Source organism: Nocardia sp. NBC_00403 (assembly GCF_036046055.1).
In the GTDB taxonomy this organism is placed as follows: domain Bacteria; phylum Actinomycetota; class Actinomycetes; order Mycobacteriales; family Mycobacteriaceae; genus Nocardia.
Map to the genome: position 1 here is coordinate 1,255,611 of NZ_CP107939.1, position 16,165 is coordinate 1,271,775.

General features: G+C 66.4%; 18 protein-coding genes. 8 read left to right on the forward strand and 10 right to left on the reverse strand.

Features of this window, described 5'->3' with window-relative positions:
- The first annotated feature begins 255 nt into the window (after nt 1–255).
- Nucleotides 256–936: a peptide-methionine (S)-S-oxide reductase MsrA gene (gene msrA / locus OHQ90_RS05355; protein WP_328407885.1), complete on the forward strand. Its 681-nt coding sequence runs from the start codon at nt 256–258 to the stop codon at nt 934–936.
- Between the two features lie 67 nt (nt 937–1,003).
- Here msrA and OHQ90_RS05360 read toward each other — a convergent pair whose 3' ends face one another.
- Nucleotides 1,004–1,615 (reverse strand): hypothetical protein, encoded by a 612-nt coding sequence (locus OHQ90_RS05360; RefSeq protein ID WP_328407887.1) that lies wholly within the window; start codon nt 1,613–1,615, stop codon nt 1,004–1,006.
- 544 nt (nt 1,616–2,159) lie between these two features.
- Here OHQ90_RS05360 and OHQ90_RS05365 point away from each other — a divergent pair.
- The 4 genes from OHQ90_RS05365 to OHQ90_RS05380 all read left to right on the forward strand — a co-directional run bounded on the left by OHQ90_RS05365 (nt 2,160) and on the right by OHQ90_RS05380 (nt 6,111).
- Complete coding sequence (locus OHQ90_RS05365) at nt 2,160–2,534, forward strand: rhodanese-like domain-containing protein (RefSeq protein WP_328407889.1); 375 nt, start codon at nt 2,160–2,162, stop codon at nt 2,532–2,534.
- 93 nt (nt 2,535–2,627) lie between these two features.
- Nucleotides 2,628–3,731, forward strand: a complete 1,104-nt coding sequence (locus OHQ90_RS05370; RefSeq protein ID WP_328407891.1) for a DUF4328 domain-containing protein — start codon at nt 2,628–2,630, stop codon at nt 3,729–3,731.
- Nucleotides 3,728–4,492, forward strand: coding sequence for a glycerophosphodiester phosphodiesterase (locus OHQ90_RS05375; protein ID WP_328407893.1), 765 nt, complete (start codon nt 3,728–3,730; stop codon nt 4,490–4,492). Before OHQ90_RS05370 ends, OHQ90_RS05375 begins: the two co-directional genes overlap by 4 nt.
- 698 nt (nt 4,493–5,190) lie before the next feature.
- Nucleotides 5,191–6,111 (forward strand): DUF5926 family protein, encoded by a 921-nt coding sequence (locus OHQ90_RS05380; RefSeq protein WP_328407895.1) that lies wholly within the window; start codon nt 5,191–5,193, stop codon nt 6,109–6,111.
- A gap of 304 nt (nt 6,112–6,415) precedes the next feature.
- On the opposite strand, the gene OHQ90_RS05385 is transcribed toward OHQ90_RS05380, so the two are convergent.
- The 5 genes from OHQ90_RS05385 to OHQ90_RS05405 form a co-directional block, all read right to left on the reverse strand.
- Nucleotides 6,416–6,964 carry a ferritin gene (locus OHQ90_RS05385; RefSeq protein ID WP_328412572.1) on the reverse strand — a complete coding sequence of 183 codons (549 nt, stop codon included), beginning with the start codon at nt 6,962–6,964 and terminating at the stop codon, nt 6,416–6,418.
- Nucleotides 6,965–7,035: 71 nt separating this feature from the next.
- Nucleotides 7,036–7,584 carry a ferritin gene (locus OHQ90_RS05390; RefSeq protein ID WP_328407897.1) on the reverse strand — a complete coding sequence of 183 codons (549 nt, stop codon included), beginning with the start codon at nt 7,582–7,584 and terminating at the stop codon, nt 7,036–7,038.
- A 9-nt stretch (nt 7,585–7,593) separates the two neighbouring features.
- The gene (locus OHQ90_RS05395; RefSeq protein ID WP_442941322.1) at nt 7,594–8,802 is read right to left on the reverse strand and encodes an LCP family protein; all 1,209 of its coding nucleotides are present in this window, start codon (nt 8,800–8,802) and stop codon (nt 7,594–7,596) included.
- A 548-nt stretch (nt 8,803–9,350) separates the two neighbouring features.
- The gene (locus OHQ90_RS05400; protein WP_328407901.1) at nt 9,351–10,145 is read right to left on the reverse strand and encodes a CPBP family intramembrane glutamic endopeptidase; all 795 of its coding nucleotides are present in this window, start codon (nt 10,143–10,145) and stop codon (nt 9,351–9,353) included.
- A 46-nt stretch (nt 10,146–10,191) separates the two neighbouring features.
- Nucleotides 10,192–10,953, reverse strand: a complete 762-nt coding sequence (locus OHQ90_RS05405) for a DUF2470 domain-containing protein (protein ID WP_328407903.1) — start codon at nt 10,951–10,953, stop codon at nt 10,192–10,194.
- A 146-nt stretch (nt 10,954–11,099) separates the two neighbouring features.
- Here OHQ90_RS05405 and OHQ90_RS05410 point away from each other — a divergent pair, with 146 nt between their 5' ends.
- From OHQ90_RS05410 to OHQ90_RS05420, 3 genes are all read left to right on the forward strand, one after another.
- Complete coding sequence (locus tag OHQ90_RS05410) at nt 11,100–11,528, forward strand: hypothetical protein (protein ID WP_328407905.1); 429 nt, start codon at nt 11,100–11,102, stop codon at nt 11,526–11,528.
- Between the two features lie 196 nt (nt 11,529–11,724).
- Complete coding sequence (gene pheA / locus OHQ90_RS05415; RefSeq protein ID WP_328407907.1) at nt 11,725–12,639, forward strand: prephenate dehydratase; 915 nt, start codon at nt 11,725–11,727, stop codon at nt 12,637–12,639.
- Nucleotides 12,636–13,301 (forward strand): histidine phosphatase family protein, encoded by a 666-nt coding sequence (locus OHQ90_RS05420; protein ID WP_328407909.1) that lies wholly within the window; start codon nt 12,636–12,638, stop codon nt 13,299–13,301. Before pheA ends, OHQ90_RS05420 begins: the two co-directional genes overlap by 4 nt.
- 5 nt (nt 13,302–13,306) lie before the next feature.
- On the opposite strand, the gene OHQ90_RS05425 is transcribed toward OHQ90_RS05420, so the two are convergent.
- The 4 genes from OHQ90_RS05425 to OHQ90_RS05440 all read right to left on the reverse strand — a co-directional run bounded on the left by OHQ90_RS05425 (nt 13,307) and on the right by OHQ90_RS05440 (nt 16,157).
- On the reverse strand, nt 13,307–14,137 hold the full coding sequence (locus tag OHQ90_RS05425; protein ID WP_328407911.1) for an ESX secretion-associated protein EspG: 831 nt from the start codon (nt 14,135–14,137) through the stop codon (nt 13,307–13,309).
- Nucleotides 14,134–15,285: a PPE domain-containing protein gene (locus OHQ90_RS05430; RefSeq protein ID WP_328407913.1), complete on the reverse strand. Its 1,152-nt coding sequence runs from the start codon at nt 15,283–15,285 to the stop codon at nt 14,134–14,136. Before OHQ90_RS05430 ends, OHQ90_RS05425 begins: the two co-directional genes overlap by 4 nt.
- A gap of 43 nt (nt 15,286–15,328) precedes the next feature.
- On the reverse strand, nt 15,329–15,649 hold the full coding sequence (locus OHQ90_RS05435; protein ID WP_328407915.1) for a PE family protein: 321 nt from the start codon (nt 15,647–15,649) through the stop codon (nt 15,329–15,331).
- A 157-nt stretch (nt 15,650–15,806) separates the two neighbouring features.
- A complete protein-coding gene (locus tag OHQ90_RS05440) occupies nt 15,807–16,157 on the reverse strand; it encodes a metallopeptidase family protein (protein ID WP_328407917.1) in 351 nt (116 codons plus the stop codon).
- Nucleotides 16,158–16,165: the final 8 nt, after the last annotated feature.

Consider the following 16,165-nt stretch of genomic DNA (forward strand, 5'->3'; position numbering starts at 1 on the left):
CTCAGCCATCATTCGTACACCCGCTCGGTTCCAACCGGGCCGTGTACCCCCGCATTCCATGATCAATACCATCGGCGCTTCGGTTGTCTCTCGCCATGCGAACGTACCGACTGATTTCCTGAGCACATGGGGTAACTCGCCCGGGACACGCAGAACTTCTGTCAGGTACTCGACCGCCGACCCCGCGACGCGACTACCTCGGCACCTGCGATCGACAGCAGACGCGCAGTGGCGGCGGAGCCTAGCATTGAACCCATGTCCTGGTATGACGAATTAGTGGGGCGGGTGCGCCTTCCGGAGCCGGTCATGGTGTCACCGGACCGAGCGCTGCCAGGGCGCGGCGAGCCGCTGGTGGTCCCCGAGACGCACTACCTGAACGGGCATCCGATCCATCCGCCGTTCCCGGAAAATATGCGGGTCGCTGTGGTGGCGATGGGCTGTTTCTGGGGTGCCGAGAAGGAGTTCTGGCAGATCGAGGGCGTCTACTCGACCGCAGTCGGTTACGTGGGCGGCTATACGCCGAACCCGACCTACGAGGAAGTGTGCAGCGGGCGGACCGGTCATACCGAGTCCGTGCTCGTCGTCTTCGATCCCGAGGTGATCGACTACGCCGGTGTCCTGCGGCATTTCTGGGAGAACCACGATCCGACGCAGGGCATGCGGCAGGGCAACGATCGCGGAACCCAGTATCGCTCGGCCATTTTCACGCTGAGTCCGGAGCAGGCAGAGATCGCGCATGCCACCGCGAGGGCGTTCGGTGGGCGACTCGCGGCGGCCGGCTACGGCCGGATCACCACGGAGATCACCGAACTGTCCGACCTGTCCGGTTTCTATTACGCCGAGGGCTACCACCAGCAGTACCTGGCCAAGAATCCCGGCGGCTACTGCCCGGTGCACGCCACCGGCGTGAGCTGCCCGGTGGGCTTGGGCGCCTGAGCGGCGGAGCTGGAAAAGAAAACCGCACATCCGGTGGATCGGATGTGCGGTTCGGGTGTGTGGTTGTTCAGAGCTGCGGCACTATGCCTGGGCGCATGGTCTGTGGATCACCCGCGTCGTGAGCCTTCCACCAGCGCACCCCGCCCTCGATGAACTCGGCCAGTGGGATTTCCCGGCCGTTCTGGTCGTGGATGGTCATGTTGTCGAACCACACGCGCACGTCCAGCTCGCGTGGATCGATGCCTTCCTCCTGCGAGAACTCCAGCACGTGCGCGGAAACGCCGTCACCGATCTTGGTGTCGAAGCTGAGCAGTTCGCTCCACAGCGCCCAGCCGCTGTCGTCGACGTCGATGAACTCCCAGCCGTGCAGCCGTCCACCGCCGAAACTGCGGATTCCCTCGTCCAGCCCGTCGAGCTGCAAGGGCAGCACTGTCGCGGCTAGATCGTCCCAGCGCTGGATGCGCATCGAGGCGGCGACACGGCCGACGCCGGTGAATGTCAGCCGCACCCGATTTCCCTCTGGCGCAGGTCCGTCCTTCGGGAGGGTCAAGACCTCCAGTTCCAGGCTCAGTCGACGACCCGCCTCGTCAACCTCCAGTCCTAGGCATGTGGCCTCGGACAGCGCGGTGTTGAGCCCAGCCGTATCCAATCCGTCGAGTAGCCCCCTGCTCACATTCATACCTTCAGGCTACCGACAGCACCTGCGGGAACCCGGTATTTAAGTTTTTCGCTAGTGTTCTCGTTTTTTATGGAACCGAATCGATCGCAGGGCCGTCCAAGTAGATATCGGGGTCTGCTCGGCCGATGGCCCCGAAGCTGCGGCGAATGACCGCTCCGGGATGGCTAGGAGGGGAGTCTCGGATCGGTCGTTCGTGTCGCTCGGTTCGCTGCAGGGCTGCTGTTCGGGGGCGATTCGTCCGAATTCGATGCTGTTGCATTCCGGGATCGAGTGGACCTGCTGGTTTCTTGATAGACCTCAGCTGTGAGCGGTGTGCTGCTGGATAGCGAGACCTGTGGATCAAGTTGTGGATTATGTGGATAACTCCGATAGAGGTATGCACAAGCAGCCCCGCAGCGGGGTATCCGACAGGAACCGGAAGGACAGAACATACCCGAGGTAGCCGACCGCTGTCGAGGCCGTCCTCCTGTCATAGCGGGGAGTCGCCGGTGCAGCGCGAGCCCACAACTCCCCGGCAGTGCGGCGACCATGGCAGGATCGAAGAGTGACAAGCCCTGAGGTCCCGTCGGTGCCGGTGGAAGCCGTGCCCGGCGAATTCGACAATCCCGCTGACACCACCGCGGCCGACGCCGCGCGGGCGATTCTGCTCGACGTGCGCGAGGATGACGAATGGCAGCTCGGGCACGCACCGGGCGCGACCCACATTCCCATGGTCGACGTGCCCGCTCGAATCGACGAGCTGGATTACGACGCCGACCTCTATGTCATCTGCAGGCAGGGCGGTCGGTCGATCGAGGTGGTCAAGTACCTCACCCACGTCGGTTTCGATGCGGTGGACGTCAAGGGTGGCATGGTGGCATGGCAGCAGTCGGGCCGTCCGCTGGTCGCTGTCGGCGACCACCCGGCGAAGATCTACTGACGGAAAGAGCGAGGTGCTCGGCATGAGCGTCAGGCCCGGAGGCGGCAGCCTGGGTAACCACGGCGGGCCCGCGAATGCCGAAAAGGAGGCACTGTGAGTACGGTGGTGCAACCTTGCGCGCGCTGTGGCGCGCGCTGGGCCGTGCAGACGACCCCGATGCACTGGTGCCCGCGCTGCCGAGGCGTGTTGCTGTCACCTGCTCCGATCGACGCCCCCGCCGAGCGTCGCAACTACCGCTGGGTCGCGCGCCGGCCCGACCAGCGCGTTCGCCGGGCTTCGACCTCGGGACGAGCCGGGCAGTCGGTCGAAACACCGCGCTATGCCGAGATGCCTCGGTGGGGTCTGTCGGACCCGAAAGCCTCGCCCGCCGCCGCCCCGAAGCGTCGACTCGCTCCCTTCTCGGACCGCGTCGTTGCGCTGCTGCTTGCCACAGCGGTCGTGTTCGCCGTCGCGTGCCTCGCTGAACTCGGGCGATATGGGATTCTGCTGCGCAACCGCACCCACCTGGTGAATCCGTTACTGCTCACCCTTTCCGACTACCTGCTGTTGCTTTCCGCTGTGCTCGGCTCGGTACTGGCGCTGGCTACCGCGTTGGCGCTGCTCGGCTGGCTGATCGAGACGCGCCGGGTCGCCTACGAGCGGTCCGGGCGGCGGGACCCTCGATCGGTCCGGACGCTCGCCCTCGGCTGCCTGATTCCGGTGGTCAACCTGTTGTGGCCCGGTGTCTTTCTGACCGAGGCCGTGACGGTCTCCGCGCCGAACCGGCCGGCCGATCCTCGGGTCTTGCTGGCCGTCCGGATCTGGTGGTGCGCCTGGGTGTTCGGCGGCTTTGTCGCGGTCGCCGCGCTGCTGTGGCGGACTGCGGACTCTTTGCAGGTCAAGGCGGACGGGGTGATGTTCACCGCGTTCACCGATGCCATTGCCGTTGGGGTCGCATTGCTGACGCTGTGGCTGATGCGGATGATCGAGGGCCGGGATCTGTTCGGCCACACCAGGATCGCGCGCCGCTGGGTGATCGCGGTCGATCCGCAGGTGCCGGTCATCGAGCCGGTACAGCCGGGCGGCACAGCCGAGGCAGCACCGCCCGACTCCGCGAATTCAGCGCCGCGTGGTGCTGCGGATACCGTCAGCAGCGAGGATCAGGACAACGCCAGCAGCGCTGTGCACCGTGAGCACGAGGAGGTTATGGCCAAGTGAGCCAGGGCAGTCGCGCACCGTTCGTCGTCGCGCACCGGGGAGCCTCGGCGGCGCGACCCGAGCACACACTCGCCGCCTACGAGCTTGCGCTGCAAGAGGGCGCCGACGGTGTGGAATGTGATGTCCGGCTGACCAGGGACGGACACCTGGTCTGCGTGCACGATCGCACCGTCGATCGAACCTCCTCGGGCACCGGGCCGGTGAGCGAGATGACCCTCGACGAACTCGGGAAGCTCGACTTCGGCGCCGACGGCGCACCATCGGCCGTGCTCACGCTCAGCGAACTGATCGAGCTCGTGCTCGACTGGCGCAGCAGGCCCACCAAGTTGTTCATCGAAACCAAGCATCCCGTCCGCTACGGCGCACTGGTGGAGAACAAGCTGCTCGCCGAACTCCAGCGCTTCGGAATAGCGACACCGGCTTCTGCCGACCACTCCCGCGCGGTGGTCATGTCCTTCGCGGCCACCGCGGTATGGCGGATCCGCCGTTCCGCGCCACTTCTGCCGACGGTGTTGCTCGGCGAATCATCGCGCTACCTGGGCGGCGGCGCCGCGACCACCGTCGGCGCCACCGCGGTCGGCCCGTCGGTGAAAACCCTGCGCGAGCACCCCGACCTGGTCGACAAGGCCGCCGCCGCCGGCCGCGCCACCTACTGCTGGACCGTCGACGACCCCGACGACGTCCGCCTCTGCGCCGACCTCGGCGTCAGCTGGGTCGCGACCAACCACCCGGGCCGCACCAAAGCCCTGCTATCGGCTTGAGTTTTTTGGCAGCGCCTGCGGCGCTGCGTGTTCGCGGCCCCCTTGGTTTCGCTTCCGAGCGGCCGAGACTCGCGACTGCGGCGCATGCGCTTCGGCCGCTCGGAAGCGAGACGGGCCGCGAACTCTAGTGCTCGGTCTCGCTTCGCTCGGAAGGTGTCATCGTGCCGAGTGGGGGCGTTGGTAGTTGAGCTTGCGACTTCGGTGGGTGTTGTGGAGGTGGGACGCGCCGCGGTCGCTGGTGCTCGATCTCAGTCGGCTCGGAGGGTGCCATTGTGCCGAGTGGTGTGTCGATGGCGATCTTGCGATTTTGGTGGATGTGCTGCGGCTGTTGTGAGGGTGGACGCAACGCAAACCCTTGGGCGGGGGTCTCGCTGCGCTCGAAGGTGTCATCGTGCCGAGTGGTTGTCGGCATGCGTCGGTTGCTGACACAGGGTGCGCCCCACGGCGTCGGGGGGCCGCGAACTCCTGCATCGATGGTGCGAGATCGCCACCAACGCAGCTCCTCGGCACGGTGATGTCTTCCGAGCGCAGCGAGACCGAGCCCTAGAGTTCGCGGCCCGTCTCGCTTCCGAGCCGTCGAAGCGCATGCGCCGCAGGCGCGAGTCTCGACGGCTCGGAAGCGAGACCAAGGGGGCCGCGAACACGCAACGCCGCAGGCGTTGCCAAATAAACACAGCCGTTGCAGTAGGTTTTGGCGCGTGGGTAAGAGCAAGCGCAATAGTCCGAAGCCCGGGGGCAACCGGGCGCAGCGTCTCGCCGAGCGGCGGGCGGTGCTGGAGCAGTCGGGGCAGGGTGTCGCGCGCCCGTTCGAGGGGTTGGCCGCGGAGTGCGATCTTGTCGCGCTACGTGAGTTCGTACCGTCGGCGACCGCGACGCTGAAGCTGTCGCCCGATGTCGCGGCGGAGCGGTCGGTGGTGCTGGCCACGGTGCTGCCCGGTGCGGTCGCCGCGTTGGTGCGTGCGGGGGATCAGCCGACCGGCTACGTCGGCGCGCAGGTCCAGTTCCAGGGTGCGGATCCGGCTGCCGATCTTGCGGCCGCCATTCTGTGGACGCAGTCGGCGGAGCCGGGCGAATCGCTTTCTGCTGCGCAGAGCGTGGCCGGCGGGCCGCGGTTGGCCGATGTGATCGATCCCGGCGCGGATCTCGAGCTCACCGTGCATCAGGACTTCGACTGGTGGGTGCCCGAAGGCGTGCAGCCCGATCCGCAGGTTGCCGCGACCATCGAGCAGGCCAAGCAGGCGATCATGCCGTCGGCGCGGTTGGATCTCGGCGCCGATTCGATCGGCGCCGCATGGTGGGTCGACGCGGGCGAGAAGGCGCACGTGCGCTGGGTTCGGCCGGAAGACGAAGATGCGCTGATGCTCGCGCTGGCCAGGCTGCATGCCGCGGGCGGGCTGCACCTGGGCGAGGGCTCGCGCTTCGCGGGGTCGTTCCGTACGCACGGACTGCTGGTGCCGGTGTTCGACCTCGATCCCGAGCTGCACGCTACCGAATGGACCAAGCCTGCCATCGAGTTCGGTGCGCGGTTGTCGGAGGCGCTGGCGAAGGATGCGCCGCTTTCGGCCGATGAACGTCGCTCGCGGGATGGTCTGCGGTCGCGTCAGATCACCTTGCGGTAAACCGAAAAAATCTCAGAGAATTTTGTGAAATACCCTCCTTTCTAATCAGCTCTCGGTTAGGTTCTCTTCATCACCGAAAGATGGTGGTGGTGAGGACAACCTCACCGATCTGATGAGGAAGACAGGGAACACATCATGGACGCGATCCTCTTGCTGCTCAAGACGCTGCTCAGCTCGCTGAGTGCTTCGTAAAGCATCTAGCAGAATGTTGATGGCGGCGTTTCGACGCCGCCCTCGATTTACCAGCGACAGGCCCAGCTCGTCGTGGCGAACTGGGCCTGATTGCATGGAGAATACTTTTTGACTAGACGGTGCCGCCTGCAGCGGAAGGAGCGCCGGATGTATCGCTCGGGCCGCTCATTTCCCGCGCGATGAAATCTTCGAGGTCGAACAGGTTAGCCCCGGCGCGATCGGCAATGGTGAGCAGTGTCGTCATGTTGGCGACCTCCTCGACCTGTTCCTTGAGGAACCACTGCATGAACTGTTCGCCGAGGTAGTCGCCCTCTTCGCGGGCGGTGCTCGCCAATTGGATGATCTGGTCGGTAACGGCCTTCTCCTGGGCGAGTGCCAACGCAATGGGTTCGCGGACATTCTCGAAATGGGATTTCGCGCTGTCGATACCCGACAGTTCGATACTGATATCCCGATCGAGGAAGTACCGCACGATCATCATTGCGTGATTGCGCTCTTCGACTGCCTGCGCATAGAAACGCTTGGCCAGCTGCGGCAGATCTGCATTGTCGAACCACACCGCGATAGCGATGTATTGATGCTCGGCGTTGAATTCATGCCGAATCTGGTCGTGAAGCAGGCTGTGAAATTTGCTGCGCGGGGACTCCGGATGGCTGGACATGGAAGCGACATTAGCGCTGGTCAGCGCGCGTGTCATCCAAGTGCGACCTTATTGAGGCTAGTATTGCCTAATTAATTCTTTGCGGCCCCTGCCATTTTCGGCGCTGCGACATCGGCGCGCGGGGTAGTCCGCAGTTCGCGTGAGATGAAATCCTCGACGTCGAACAGATCGCCTGCGGCACGGTCGACGATCGTCAACAAGGTGGTCATCCCCGCAACGTCCGCCACCTGTTCCTTGAGGAACCATTGGATGAACCGCTCACCGAGGTAGTCACCGGACGTGCGGGCCGCATCGGCGAGCGCGGTGATCTGCGCTGCGGTGGTCCGCTCCGACTCCAGCAGATGAGCGATCGCGGTACGAGGCGACTCGAAGGTGGACTGCACCTCGTTTAAACCCTCGACCCGGACATCCAGGTCCCGATCGAGCAGATACTGCACTATGCGCAGCGCATGTGCACGGTTCTCACCGGACTTGCCGTAGCAGTATTCGGCCAACTGCGGCAGGCGATTCGAATCGAGATACACCGCGGCGGCAAGGTATTGCTGGGCGGCGGTGAAGCCATGACGGATCTGTGCGCGCAGCAGGTTGGGGAACGGCTCGGCGACGTCGGTGTCTGGCATGTCTCGACGCTACCTCGTCAGCAGGTCGTCCGGTACGGGTTGGTCCTTGGCCAGCGCATCGAAAAACCTGCCCGCCTTGTTCTTGTCCCACAGCAGCACGTTTCCGCTGTCGGTGTCGCTGAAGCCGCCGACCGGGACGGTGGTCGCCACCGTGGCGCCGCGCAGTGCCCAGCCCAGCTGCCCCAGGTTCCAGATGTGATCACCGTTGTCGACCTTCAAGGATTTGGCGGTGTCGCTGGCGAGTGGCCACAGCTTGAACGGGTTGGCCAGGGTGGCGGTGCTGGTCGCCTTCTTCAACAGCGCCGCCATGAACAGCCGCTGGTTGTTCATTCGGTCGAGATCGGCGAGCGCGGTCGCGCGGCTGCGCACAAAGCCGAGTGCCTCCGGGCCGGTGAGTCGCTGGCAGCCCGCGGGCAGGTCGATGCCTGCGAGCGGGTCGTCGATGGGCTGCGGTACGCAGACGTCGATGCCGTCGAGGGTGTCGACGACGCCTGCGAAGCCGCCGAAGCCGATCTGCGCGTAGTGGTCGATCCGCACACCGGTCGCGATCTCGACGGTCTGCACCAGCAGTTGCGGGCCACCGAACGCGAAGGCGGCATTGAGCTTGTCTTTGCCGTAGCCGGGGATGCCGACATAGGAATCGCGCGGCAGGCTGACCAATGTGGTCGGCCCCGATTTCGGAACGTGCACCAACATGATGGTGTCGGTGCGTTCCGGTCCGACCTCGCCGCCGGTGGCCAACTCCCGCTCCTGTTCGGGCGACAGGCCCGCGCGACCGTCGGAACCGACGAGCAGCCAGTTGGTGCCAGGTGTGTCGCCTACGCGATCGGCGTAGTTCGCCAGTGCGTCGATCCGGTTCAGCGAATTGTCCAGCTTGATGACCGCGCCGATCGCGGCGAGCACGAGCACCACGAGCAGGACGAGAGACCAACGGAACAGATGCAGCTTGCGGCGTCGCCGCGGAGGTTGGGGTTCGCGATCCCGCCGCGATGGCGGCGCGGCCGGCGGAGGCGGGGGCGGTGTCCGGTATTGGCGGGGCCGCTGGGACTGTTGTGGCGCGGGCTCGTGATAGGGGACCGGTTGCTGTGTCGGCTGGTGCGTCGGTGCCGGTCGAGGTTTCTCCATGGGCGGTGGCGGTGTGCGCCGGGCTCCCTGGTCGGGCGGGACCTGGGAATAAGCCCGGGGTGGTGCGTAGTTCGGCGGTCCGTCGCGGTGCATCTTTCGCGTGGGCTCGACGGGGGCCTGCCCCGGCCGGTGCGATCCCGGGGCGTGTGCCTCGCCTCGATGCGGTCCGGAGGTGTGTGGCTCGGCCCGGTGTGGACCGGGCGGGTGTGGCTCGCCTCGGCGCGGTCCGGAGGTGTGTGGCTCGCCCCGGTGTGGTCCAGGAGGGTGTGGCTCGGCCCGGTGTGGGCCGGGCAGGTGAGGCTCGGCCCGGTGTGGACCAGGAGGGTGTGGCTCGGCCCGCTGCGAACGTGGAGTCGGCGGTTCACCGGGTCTACCAGGCGGTGGCGGGACCCGGCGCGTCCGTGCGTTGTGCTGGGGGTCGTCGCCATTCATCACTAGGCACTCTACTGATCGGGGGCCGCGCGGGGTGGTTTCGCGGCGGCCGGAAGTCGGGTGGGTACAGGATCGGCGCAGTCGGTCCGTTCGAGTGCTCGTGCGCGAGTGCGTGTTCGAGCGCTTCATGGTCGCCGGTGCCCAGCGTCGATGGTGAGCGACGGACGAATCCGGCGCTCCTAGTGAATTCGCGAATGGACCGAAGTTGGTTACGGCAACCAGGAAACGTGCCCGCGCAAGATCGTGTAGCCGATGTAGGCCACCGCGTCGATTGTGGCGTGCGCCAGAATCAGCGGCCACAGGCGATTGGTGCGCTGCCAGAAGCGGCCGAAGATCACGCCCATCACCAGATTTCCGATGCCGCCGCCCAAGCCTTGATACAGGTGGTAGCTGCCGCGCAGCAGCGCCGAGGCCAGCAGCGACGAGTTCTCCGACCAGCCGAGTTTGCGCAGCCTGGTGATCAGATACGCGACCACCAGGATCTCCTCGGCCGCCGCGTTCGCGCAGGCGGAAAGGATGAGGGCCGACAGCCGCCACCAGTGGTCGCCGAGCGAGCTCGGCACGATGGTGACGCTGACGCCGAGTGCGTGCGCGGTCAGATACAGGCCGAGTCCGGGCAGCCCGATGATGGCCGCGAGTGCGAGCCCGGGCAGTACGTCCGAACGCCACCGCAGCCGCGCGAGTCCGATCACCCGCGGTCCGATACCGCTGCGCCACAACAGGTATAGGCCCAGTGCCGCCCACCCGGCCAGGCGTAACACCCCGAGCAGCTGAAACAGCAGATCGATCGTCGACTGGGTCGCGCGCGACGGATTCAGCGCGACAGTCCGACCGCCGACCCCGCCGGGTGAGAGCGCGCTCTCGATCAGCGACAGCGCGGCGTTGAGCCCGCTCAGCCCGAAGGTGACGACCAGAACGACCGCGATCTCGAGCCGGACGGCGAATCGCTCCCGATCCGCCGGCTCAAGCCTGTCCCAGGTGGGAACCGATTCAGCAGCGCACATGCGCACGAATCTATTGCCAACGCAGAGTGCGCGGCACCGGCGGACTTCAGATGCGCCGCAACCCGTTGAGGAAGGGGCAGCCCGCGAGCGTGCGGACGGCGCGGCTCAGGGAATCGATGTCTTCGGCAGGGCTGTTGAAGGGCAAGCGGAAGTCGTGGTCGCCGTCGGTGCCCTCGATGCGCAGGGTGAGGCCGTATCGGTCGATGGCGAGCGGGTGTACCGAGCCGCGCTGCAGGCGGGGCGGCAGGTGGCGGGCGAGTTGGGCGACGACATCCGCGTGGTCGGCGTCCATGTGCTGCAGCCATGCGGACTCGAGCGCGCAGAACGGGTCGGGCTCGGCGTGGCGGAGTTCGTCGACGCAGACGGATTCGGCGCCGGTCGAGTCGGCCAGCACCGCAGAGTTGATCACCACCCGCAGCAGGGTCGCGGTGTATCCGACATCCAGCAGTCCGGGATGCGGATGGTCTTCGGCCACCTGGGAGGCCAGTGCACGTTGCGCCTGATTGGGCACGGTGCGCACCCAGCCGCGCAGCCATACCAGTGCCCGCACCGGCTCCCGCAATGTCAGCGGCGAGTGATCGGTGAGCTCCAATACCGCCGCCGCGCCGGCAGCGCCGGAATTCGCGGCGAGCACGGTGGCCATGGACGCGGTCGGCACCGCGATCACCACATCACCGCACTCCCGCAGGTGATGTACCGAAACCGGGGTCGGATCGATGCCCGGCATCGCGAGTACCGCCTGCTCCGCATGCGCGCACGCGTTGCGAACCCGCTCGGCGGTGGATGGTGCGACGGTCGGGTTCGGCATGCAGACCTCCAGTACTCGGTGTTGCCCGGCTTCGCTTGCGTTAGCTTAGGTAAACCTAAGCTAAGTCACGCGTGGTCGTTCCGCAAGCGTTCGCCGCGGCCGGATCCTGAGATTTCCGTGCGACCGGCCATGGCTACGGTGAGGAGATGGCGGATGGATCGGGAGAACCGGTGTTGGTTTCGTTGACGGCGCCCGCGCGACGCAGCCTGGTCGCAGGTCTGGTGCGTGCCACCGGATCCGGACCGGGAGATACGACGGCGCGCACCGTCGATGTGGATGTCGCGGATGCGGAGATCGCCGATTTTCTTGCGGAAGTCGCACACGCGGATACCGGGTTCATCGCTCGTACCGCCCACGGCGATCGGGCCCTGGCAATCGTTGCGGCAACCGCCGCTGCCCTGTGCGGCGAGGACATCCGCACCGCCCTCAGCACCCCGAACATCGCCTTTCTGACCGCACTGAAACCACCGGCGATCGAGGCCGTTCGCAGCATGCTGCTTGCCATCGAAACCGACACACCAGATGAGGTGACGCATTCCCTCGCGCCGCTCGCCATCGCCGATTCGCCCAGGTGACAACAGATTTCGCGAGCGCGAGGGCAACCCGCGAACAGTGCGGCGAGCCGCCCGAAGGCAGATCCGCGCCGGTGTGGCGGTAGCGCCCTTACCATCGGCGACGGAGGCCGCACGGCAGGGGAGTGTCAGGCGAACAGACCTTCCCAGTGCGCCGAATTTTTCCAGCACACCGGCAACCGCAAGTACTGTCGTAATCGTGCCGCGAATCGCGTACTTCGGTCCGTCCGGAACCTTCACCGAGATGGCCCTTGCCAAGCTCGAATCCTCGGAGGCCTTCGACGGGCCGGTCGAGCGGGTCGCCGCGCCGAGCCAAGGGGCCGCGCTGGACCTCATTCGGTCCGGTGATGTCGACGGTGCGGTTGTGCCGATCGAGAGCTCCGTCGAAGGATCCATCTCGGCGACCTTGGATTCGCTCGCGATCGGCCCGCGACTGCAGATCGTCGCCGAGACCGAGTTGGAAGTGACCTTCACAATTCTCGCCAAATCGGGCACCCGGCTCGCCGATGTGCGGACACTGGCCGCCTATCCGGTTGCTGCGGCGCAGGTGCGCGTGTGGGTCTCGCGCAACCTGCCGAACGCGCAGCCGTACACCTCGGCATCGAACGCCGCCGCCGCCGAGGACGTGGCTGCCGGTCATGCCGACGCCGCGGTCTCCACCGCACTGGCGGGTGAGCGCCTCGGGCTGACGGCAGTGGCTTCGGGCGTGGCCGACCATGAACACGCGATCACCCGGTTCGTCCTGGTCACCAAGCCTCGCGTGGCGCCGCGCGCGACCGGCGCGGATCGCACGTCGATCGTGCTGGAACTGTCCAACGAGCCGGGTTCGTTGATGCGCGCGTTTGCCGAATTCGCCACTCGCGGTATCGATCTGACCAGAATCGAATCCCGCCCCACCCGGACGGGCTTCGGCACCTATCGCTTCTATCTCGACTGCGTCGGGCACATCGATGACGCGGCGGTGGCGGAGGCGCTCAAGGCGCTGCACCGCACCGCGCGGATCAGGTTCCTCGGTTCGTGGGCCGCGACATCGGCGACGGGGACCCCGCCGCCGTCGGATGAGGCGGCCGCAGAATGGCTGACCCAGCTGAGAAAGGGGGTGGCGGATCTATGAGCGGAAAGCTGATTCTGGTCCGGCACGGTGAGACCGAAGGCAATGTCGCCAAGATCCTCGACACCGAAGTCCCTGGCCTGCCACTCACCGAACGTGGTGCGGCACAAGCGAAGACGTTCGGTTCGAGTCTGCTCATGGAGCCGCGTGCGGTGTTCTGTTCGACGGCGCTGCGCGCCAGACAGACCGCGGGCTACATCGAGGCGGCGACCGGCGTGCCCGCCGAAGTGCTAGACGGCGTGCACGAGGTGCAGGTCGGCGACCTGGAGGGCCTGGCAACCCAGGAGGCGCACGAGACCTTCCAACGGGTGTACCGGGCCTGGCACGAGGGCGATCTCACGCAGCGAGTGTCCGGTGGCGAGTCCGGGTACGACGTGCTCGCCCGCTTTCTGCCGGTAATCGAGACGCTCCGGACGACCTACCTGGCGTCTGACGCCGCCGACGGCGACGTGCTGCTGGTCAATCACGGCGCCGCCATGCGACTGGTCTCACGGACCCTCAGCGGGGTAGCGCCGCCGTTCACCACCAACAACCATCTCGACAACACCGAGACCATCGAATTGGTGCCCCGTGCCGTCGGCGGCTGGGAATGCATCCGCTGGGGCCGTTTCACACCGCCGTTCGGCTACGAGGTGGCACCGACCGCGGACGACCCGATGGGTTAGCCGCGTCAGGTCAATGCCCGGTTGCTCGGGAAGTCCTCGCGTTCGGGCAGCACACTGATCAAATCCTGCAGTGCGGTCCGCAACCGTCCCGTCGTTCCGCTGCTGAGCGACGTCCACTTGGTGCCGTCATCGGAAACGCTTGCGGTGGCGATGAATCGACCGCCCCGGGTGTTGAACACGGCGATGTGGTTCTCGGCGTAGTCCTTGGTGCCGTCGCCATAGATCACGCCCACGATCTCGGCGTGCGAATGGATCTCCACCATCGCCGAGGCGATGGCCTGCGCGTCAGTGGCGGGATGTCCCACCCTGGCGAGCCGGGCGGCAGTCGCCTTGGCGTCGCCGGTGTCGTCGAAGATCGGGACGAGCTGTTCGGTCTCGGCGCGCATGCCTGTCAGCTCGAGCGGCTCGGCAGGCCCGAGCGCGGTGATCACCGGTCCGGCCAGGTCGTCCTCGACCTGGTCGATGACATAGGAGTGCGGCCCGCGAAGGGCGACGGCAACGAAGTCGTCGCCCTTCGCCAGGCACATGCGACTCGCATTGCCTTCCACGAACAGTCGTATCGCGACCACCCAGTGGGGTCGGTACAGCGCCCGCAGCCGGTCTTCGAGCTCTTGGTGAACCGAGCCACCGATCAGGAGTTCCCGATCGGTGAGCGACTGAGCAGCCACGGCCATCGCCGCATCGTGATCGGTCACGTTGTCGTAGCGTCCCATCGCCTGGAGCACGATGGGCAGCTCGTCGATCTCCAGCTTCTCCAGGAGAAACTGCATCTCGTCGAGCGACAACACAACCGCCGCGAGCATCGGCGGGCCGTGGCCCGCACCCAGCACCGTCACTTAGCCGTCCCGGCGGTGTCCGCGCCGATGACGCCGTCGGCCATGTAGCGACCGTCGTTGAAGTGATCGGCGCGCAGGTAGTCGGCCGACTTGTGCTCGGTCTCGTCGTCTTCGCTGTCTTGCACCCGGTTGCCGAGCAACGGACTGCCCGAGGGCGCCGCCGGACGGACCGGCGCGGCATCGAAACGCACGTTGACGGACTCGGCGACCGCGGTCGTGGCAGGCATGCCGACCGCGGCGCCCGCACCCCAGCCTTCGGGAAGCTTGAGCGATGCGTTGGGGTTCGCGCCCGGGGCGGATGCCGCCGAGCGGGTTGCCGCGGCAGCCGCGGAGACCGCGGTGCCGACGCCCATCATCGACATCGGCGCGGCGGCCATACCGCCCATCGACGGCGTCGCGCTGGTGACGGCCGAGATCGCATTGGCGCCGAGGGTGCCGACCGTGCTGACACCCGAGGTCGCCACCGAGCCGATAACATTCGCTGCCTGTGTCGCGGCGCTCGCCACGGCCGGGTTGTTCACGAACCCGACTGCCGCGGCGATCGCGGACGACACCGGATCACCCTGGAACGCGGCCTCGGCCGAGCTCGGGTCCGCGGTTCCGGCGCCGTTGGCGATCGCGGGCGGCGGCACGAACTCGCCGGGGGTCGCCACTGTGGCGGTGGTGGCCGCTTCGTAGGTCTCCATGGTCAGCGCGGCGCGCAGATCCAAGGCGGCCTTGGCTGCCTCCGCGATCTCGGAGCTGCCGTTCAGGACGCCGCCGGTGGAGGCGGCCGCGACCCGCGCGCTGTCGACGGCCGCGATCTCCGGGATGCTCGGCATCGCTATCGACGCGACGGTGTACGCGGTCGCGTTCGCGACGGCCTTCGCGCCCAAGGTGGCCGCCATGACGCTCTGCTGCTCGGCCCATCCGGTGAAGCCGGCGAGCCTGGCGAGCGCGGCGACACCGTTGACACCCTGCATGCCGATGCCCAACTCGGCCATCACCCGGACAGCGGTCGTGGTGGCGTCGATCCACGCGCCGGTCAGCCCGCCCCACGCGGCGGCGGCCGCCGAGATCGGGACGCCGTGTGCGCCCGCGTTGAGCGCGATGGAGTTTCCTTCTGCCAGGCGGGGCATCCAGAACACCCCGGTCATACCTGCGGTCATGCTTGTTTCTCCCCTTTTTCCGTAATCAGAGCTGTCCGCGGGCCTACAGGCCGAGGGTCATCTCGGTGGCCTTGATCACGCTCGCGCGGAGGATGTCCTCACCGACGTGCGTGGCGAGCTGCATGCGCAGCGTGGCGGCAGCGTGATGCAGCTCGAGGACTGCCTGGGCGACCGCCTGGTCGTGGGTCATCGCGCCCCGGTTGAAGTGATTGGCTGCCAGCAGCGACACCTCGTCCATCCCGGACGGGAGCACGTGCGTCGCCGCGGCGCTAACCACGTGTGCGGCGGCCAGCCGGTCGGCAACCAGATCCAGCTCTAGTGCTGCGGCCAGGACGGCTTCGGGTGTGATGTCTACACCAAACATGACTCGACTCCTTCTAGTGGCGGCTACTGGGCGGAACCACGAGAATTCCCCCTACGAGTGATAGGACGCGACAGCCAGGCAATCGGTTCCATCGAATCCCCAATTTTCTTTCGTGCCTTGACAGCTGCGCTCCGGTCCCACACAGCTGCGTAAAAGACTAACCCCATCCCAACTGATGCAACCGGTCTTCGTCAATCCCGAAATAGTGTGCAATCTCATGGATCACAGTGATCGCCACTTCTTCGACGACTTGGCTCTCATCGTCGCAGATTTCGAGGATCGCGTCGCGGTAGATCGTGACAGTGTCGGGTAGCGCTCCGCCGTATTGGCTATCGCGTTCGGTGAGTGCGATCCCGTGATAGAGACCGAGCAGCCGCGAGTCTTCCGAATTGCGAGCCTCGATAAGCACGACCACATTATCGATGGCACTGGCCAGCTCCGGCGGAATGAGATCGAGCGCATCGCCGACCAGTTCTTCGAACCGGTCCTCGGACATGGTGACCGACATCGGAAGTG

Excerpts from the sequence above, each read along its gene's own strand:
- msrA (WP_328407885.1), top strand. The coding sequence starts at position 256 with ATGTCCTGGTATGACGAATTAGTGGGGCGGGTGCGCCTTCCGGAGCCG.
- OHQ90_RS05360 (WP_328407887.1), bottom strand. The coding sequence starts at position 1,615 with ATGAATGTGAGCAGGGGGCTACTCGACGGATTGGATACGGCTGGGCTC.
- OHQ90_RS05385 (WP_328412572.1), bottom strand. The coding sequence starts at position 6,964 with ATGTCCAGCCATCCGGAGTCCCCGCGCAGCAAATTTCACAGCCTGCTT.
- OHQ90_RS05390 (WP_328407897.1), bottom strand. The coding sequence starts at position 7,584 with ATGCCAGACACCGACGTCGCCGAGCCGTTCCCCAACCTGCTGCGCGCA.
- OHQ90_RS05395 (WP_442941322.1), bottom strand. The coding sequence starts at position 8,802 with ATGCACCGCGACGGACCGCCGAACTACGCACCACCCCGGGCTTATTCC.
- OHQ90_RS05400 (WP_328407901.1), bottom strand. The coding sequence starts at position 10,145 with ATGTGCGCTGCTGAATCGGTTCCCACCTGGGACAGGCTTGAGCCGGCG.
- OHQ90_RS05405 (WP_328407903.1), bottom strand. The coding sequence starts at position 10,953 with ATGCCGAACCCGACCGTCGCACCATCCACCGCCGAGCGGGTTCGCAAC.
- OHQ90_RS05410 (WP_328407905.1), top strand. The coding sequence starts at position 11,100 with ATGGCGGATGGATCGGGAGAACCGGTGTTGGTTTCGTTGACGGCGCCC.
- OHQ90_RS05420 (WP_328407909.1), top strand. The coding sequence starts at position 12,636 with ATGAGCGGAAAGCTGATTCTGGTCCGGCACGGTGAGACCGAAGGCAAT.
- OHQ90_RS05430 (WP_328407913.1), bottom strand. The coding sequence starts at position 15,285 with ATGACCGCAGGTATGACCGGGGTGTTCTGGATGCCCCGCCTGGCAGAA.
- OHQ90_RS05435 (WP_328407915.1), bottom strand. The coding sequence starts at position 15,649 with ATGTTTGGTGTAGACATCACACCCGAAGCCGTCCTGGCCGCAGCACTA.
- OHQ90_RS05440 (WP_328407917.1), bottom strand. The coding sequence starts at position 16,157 with ATGTCGGTCACCATGTCCGAGGACCGGTTCGAAGAACTGGTCGGCGAT.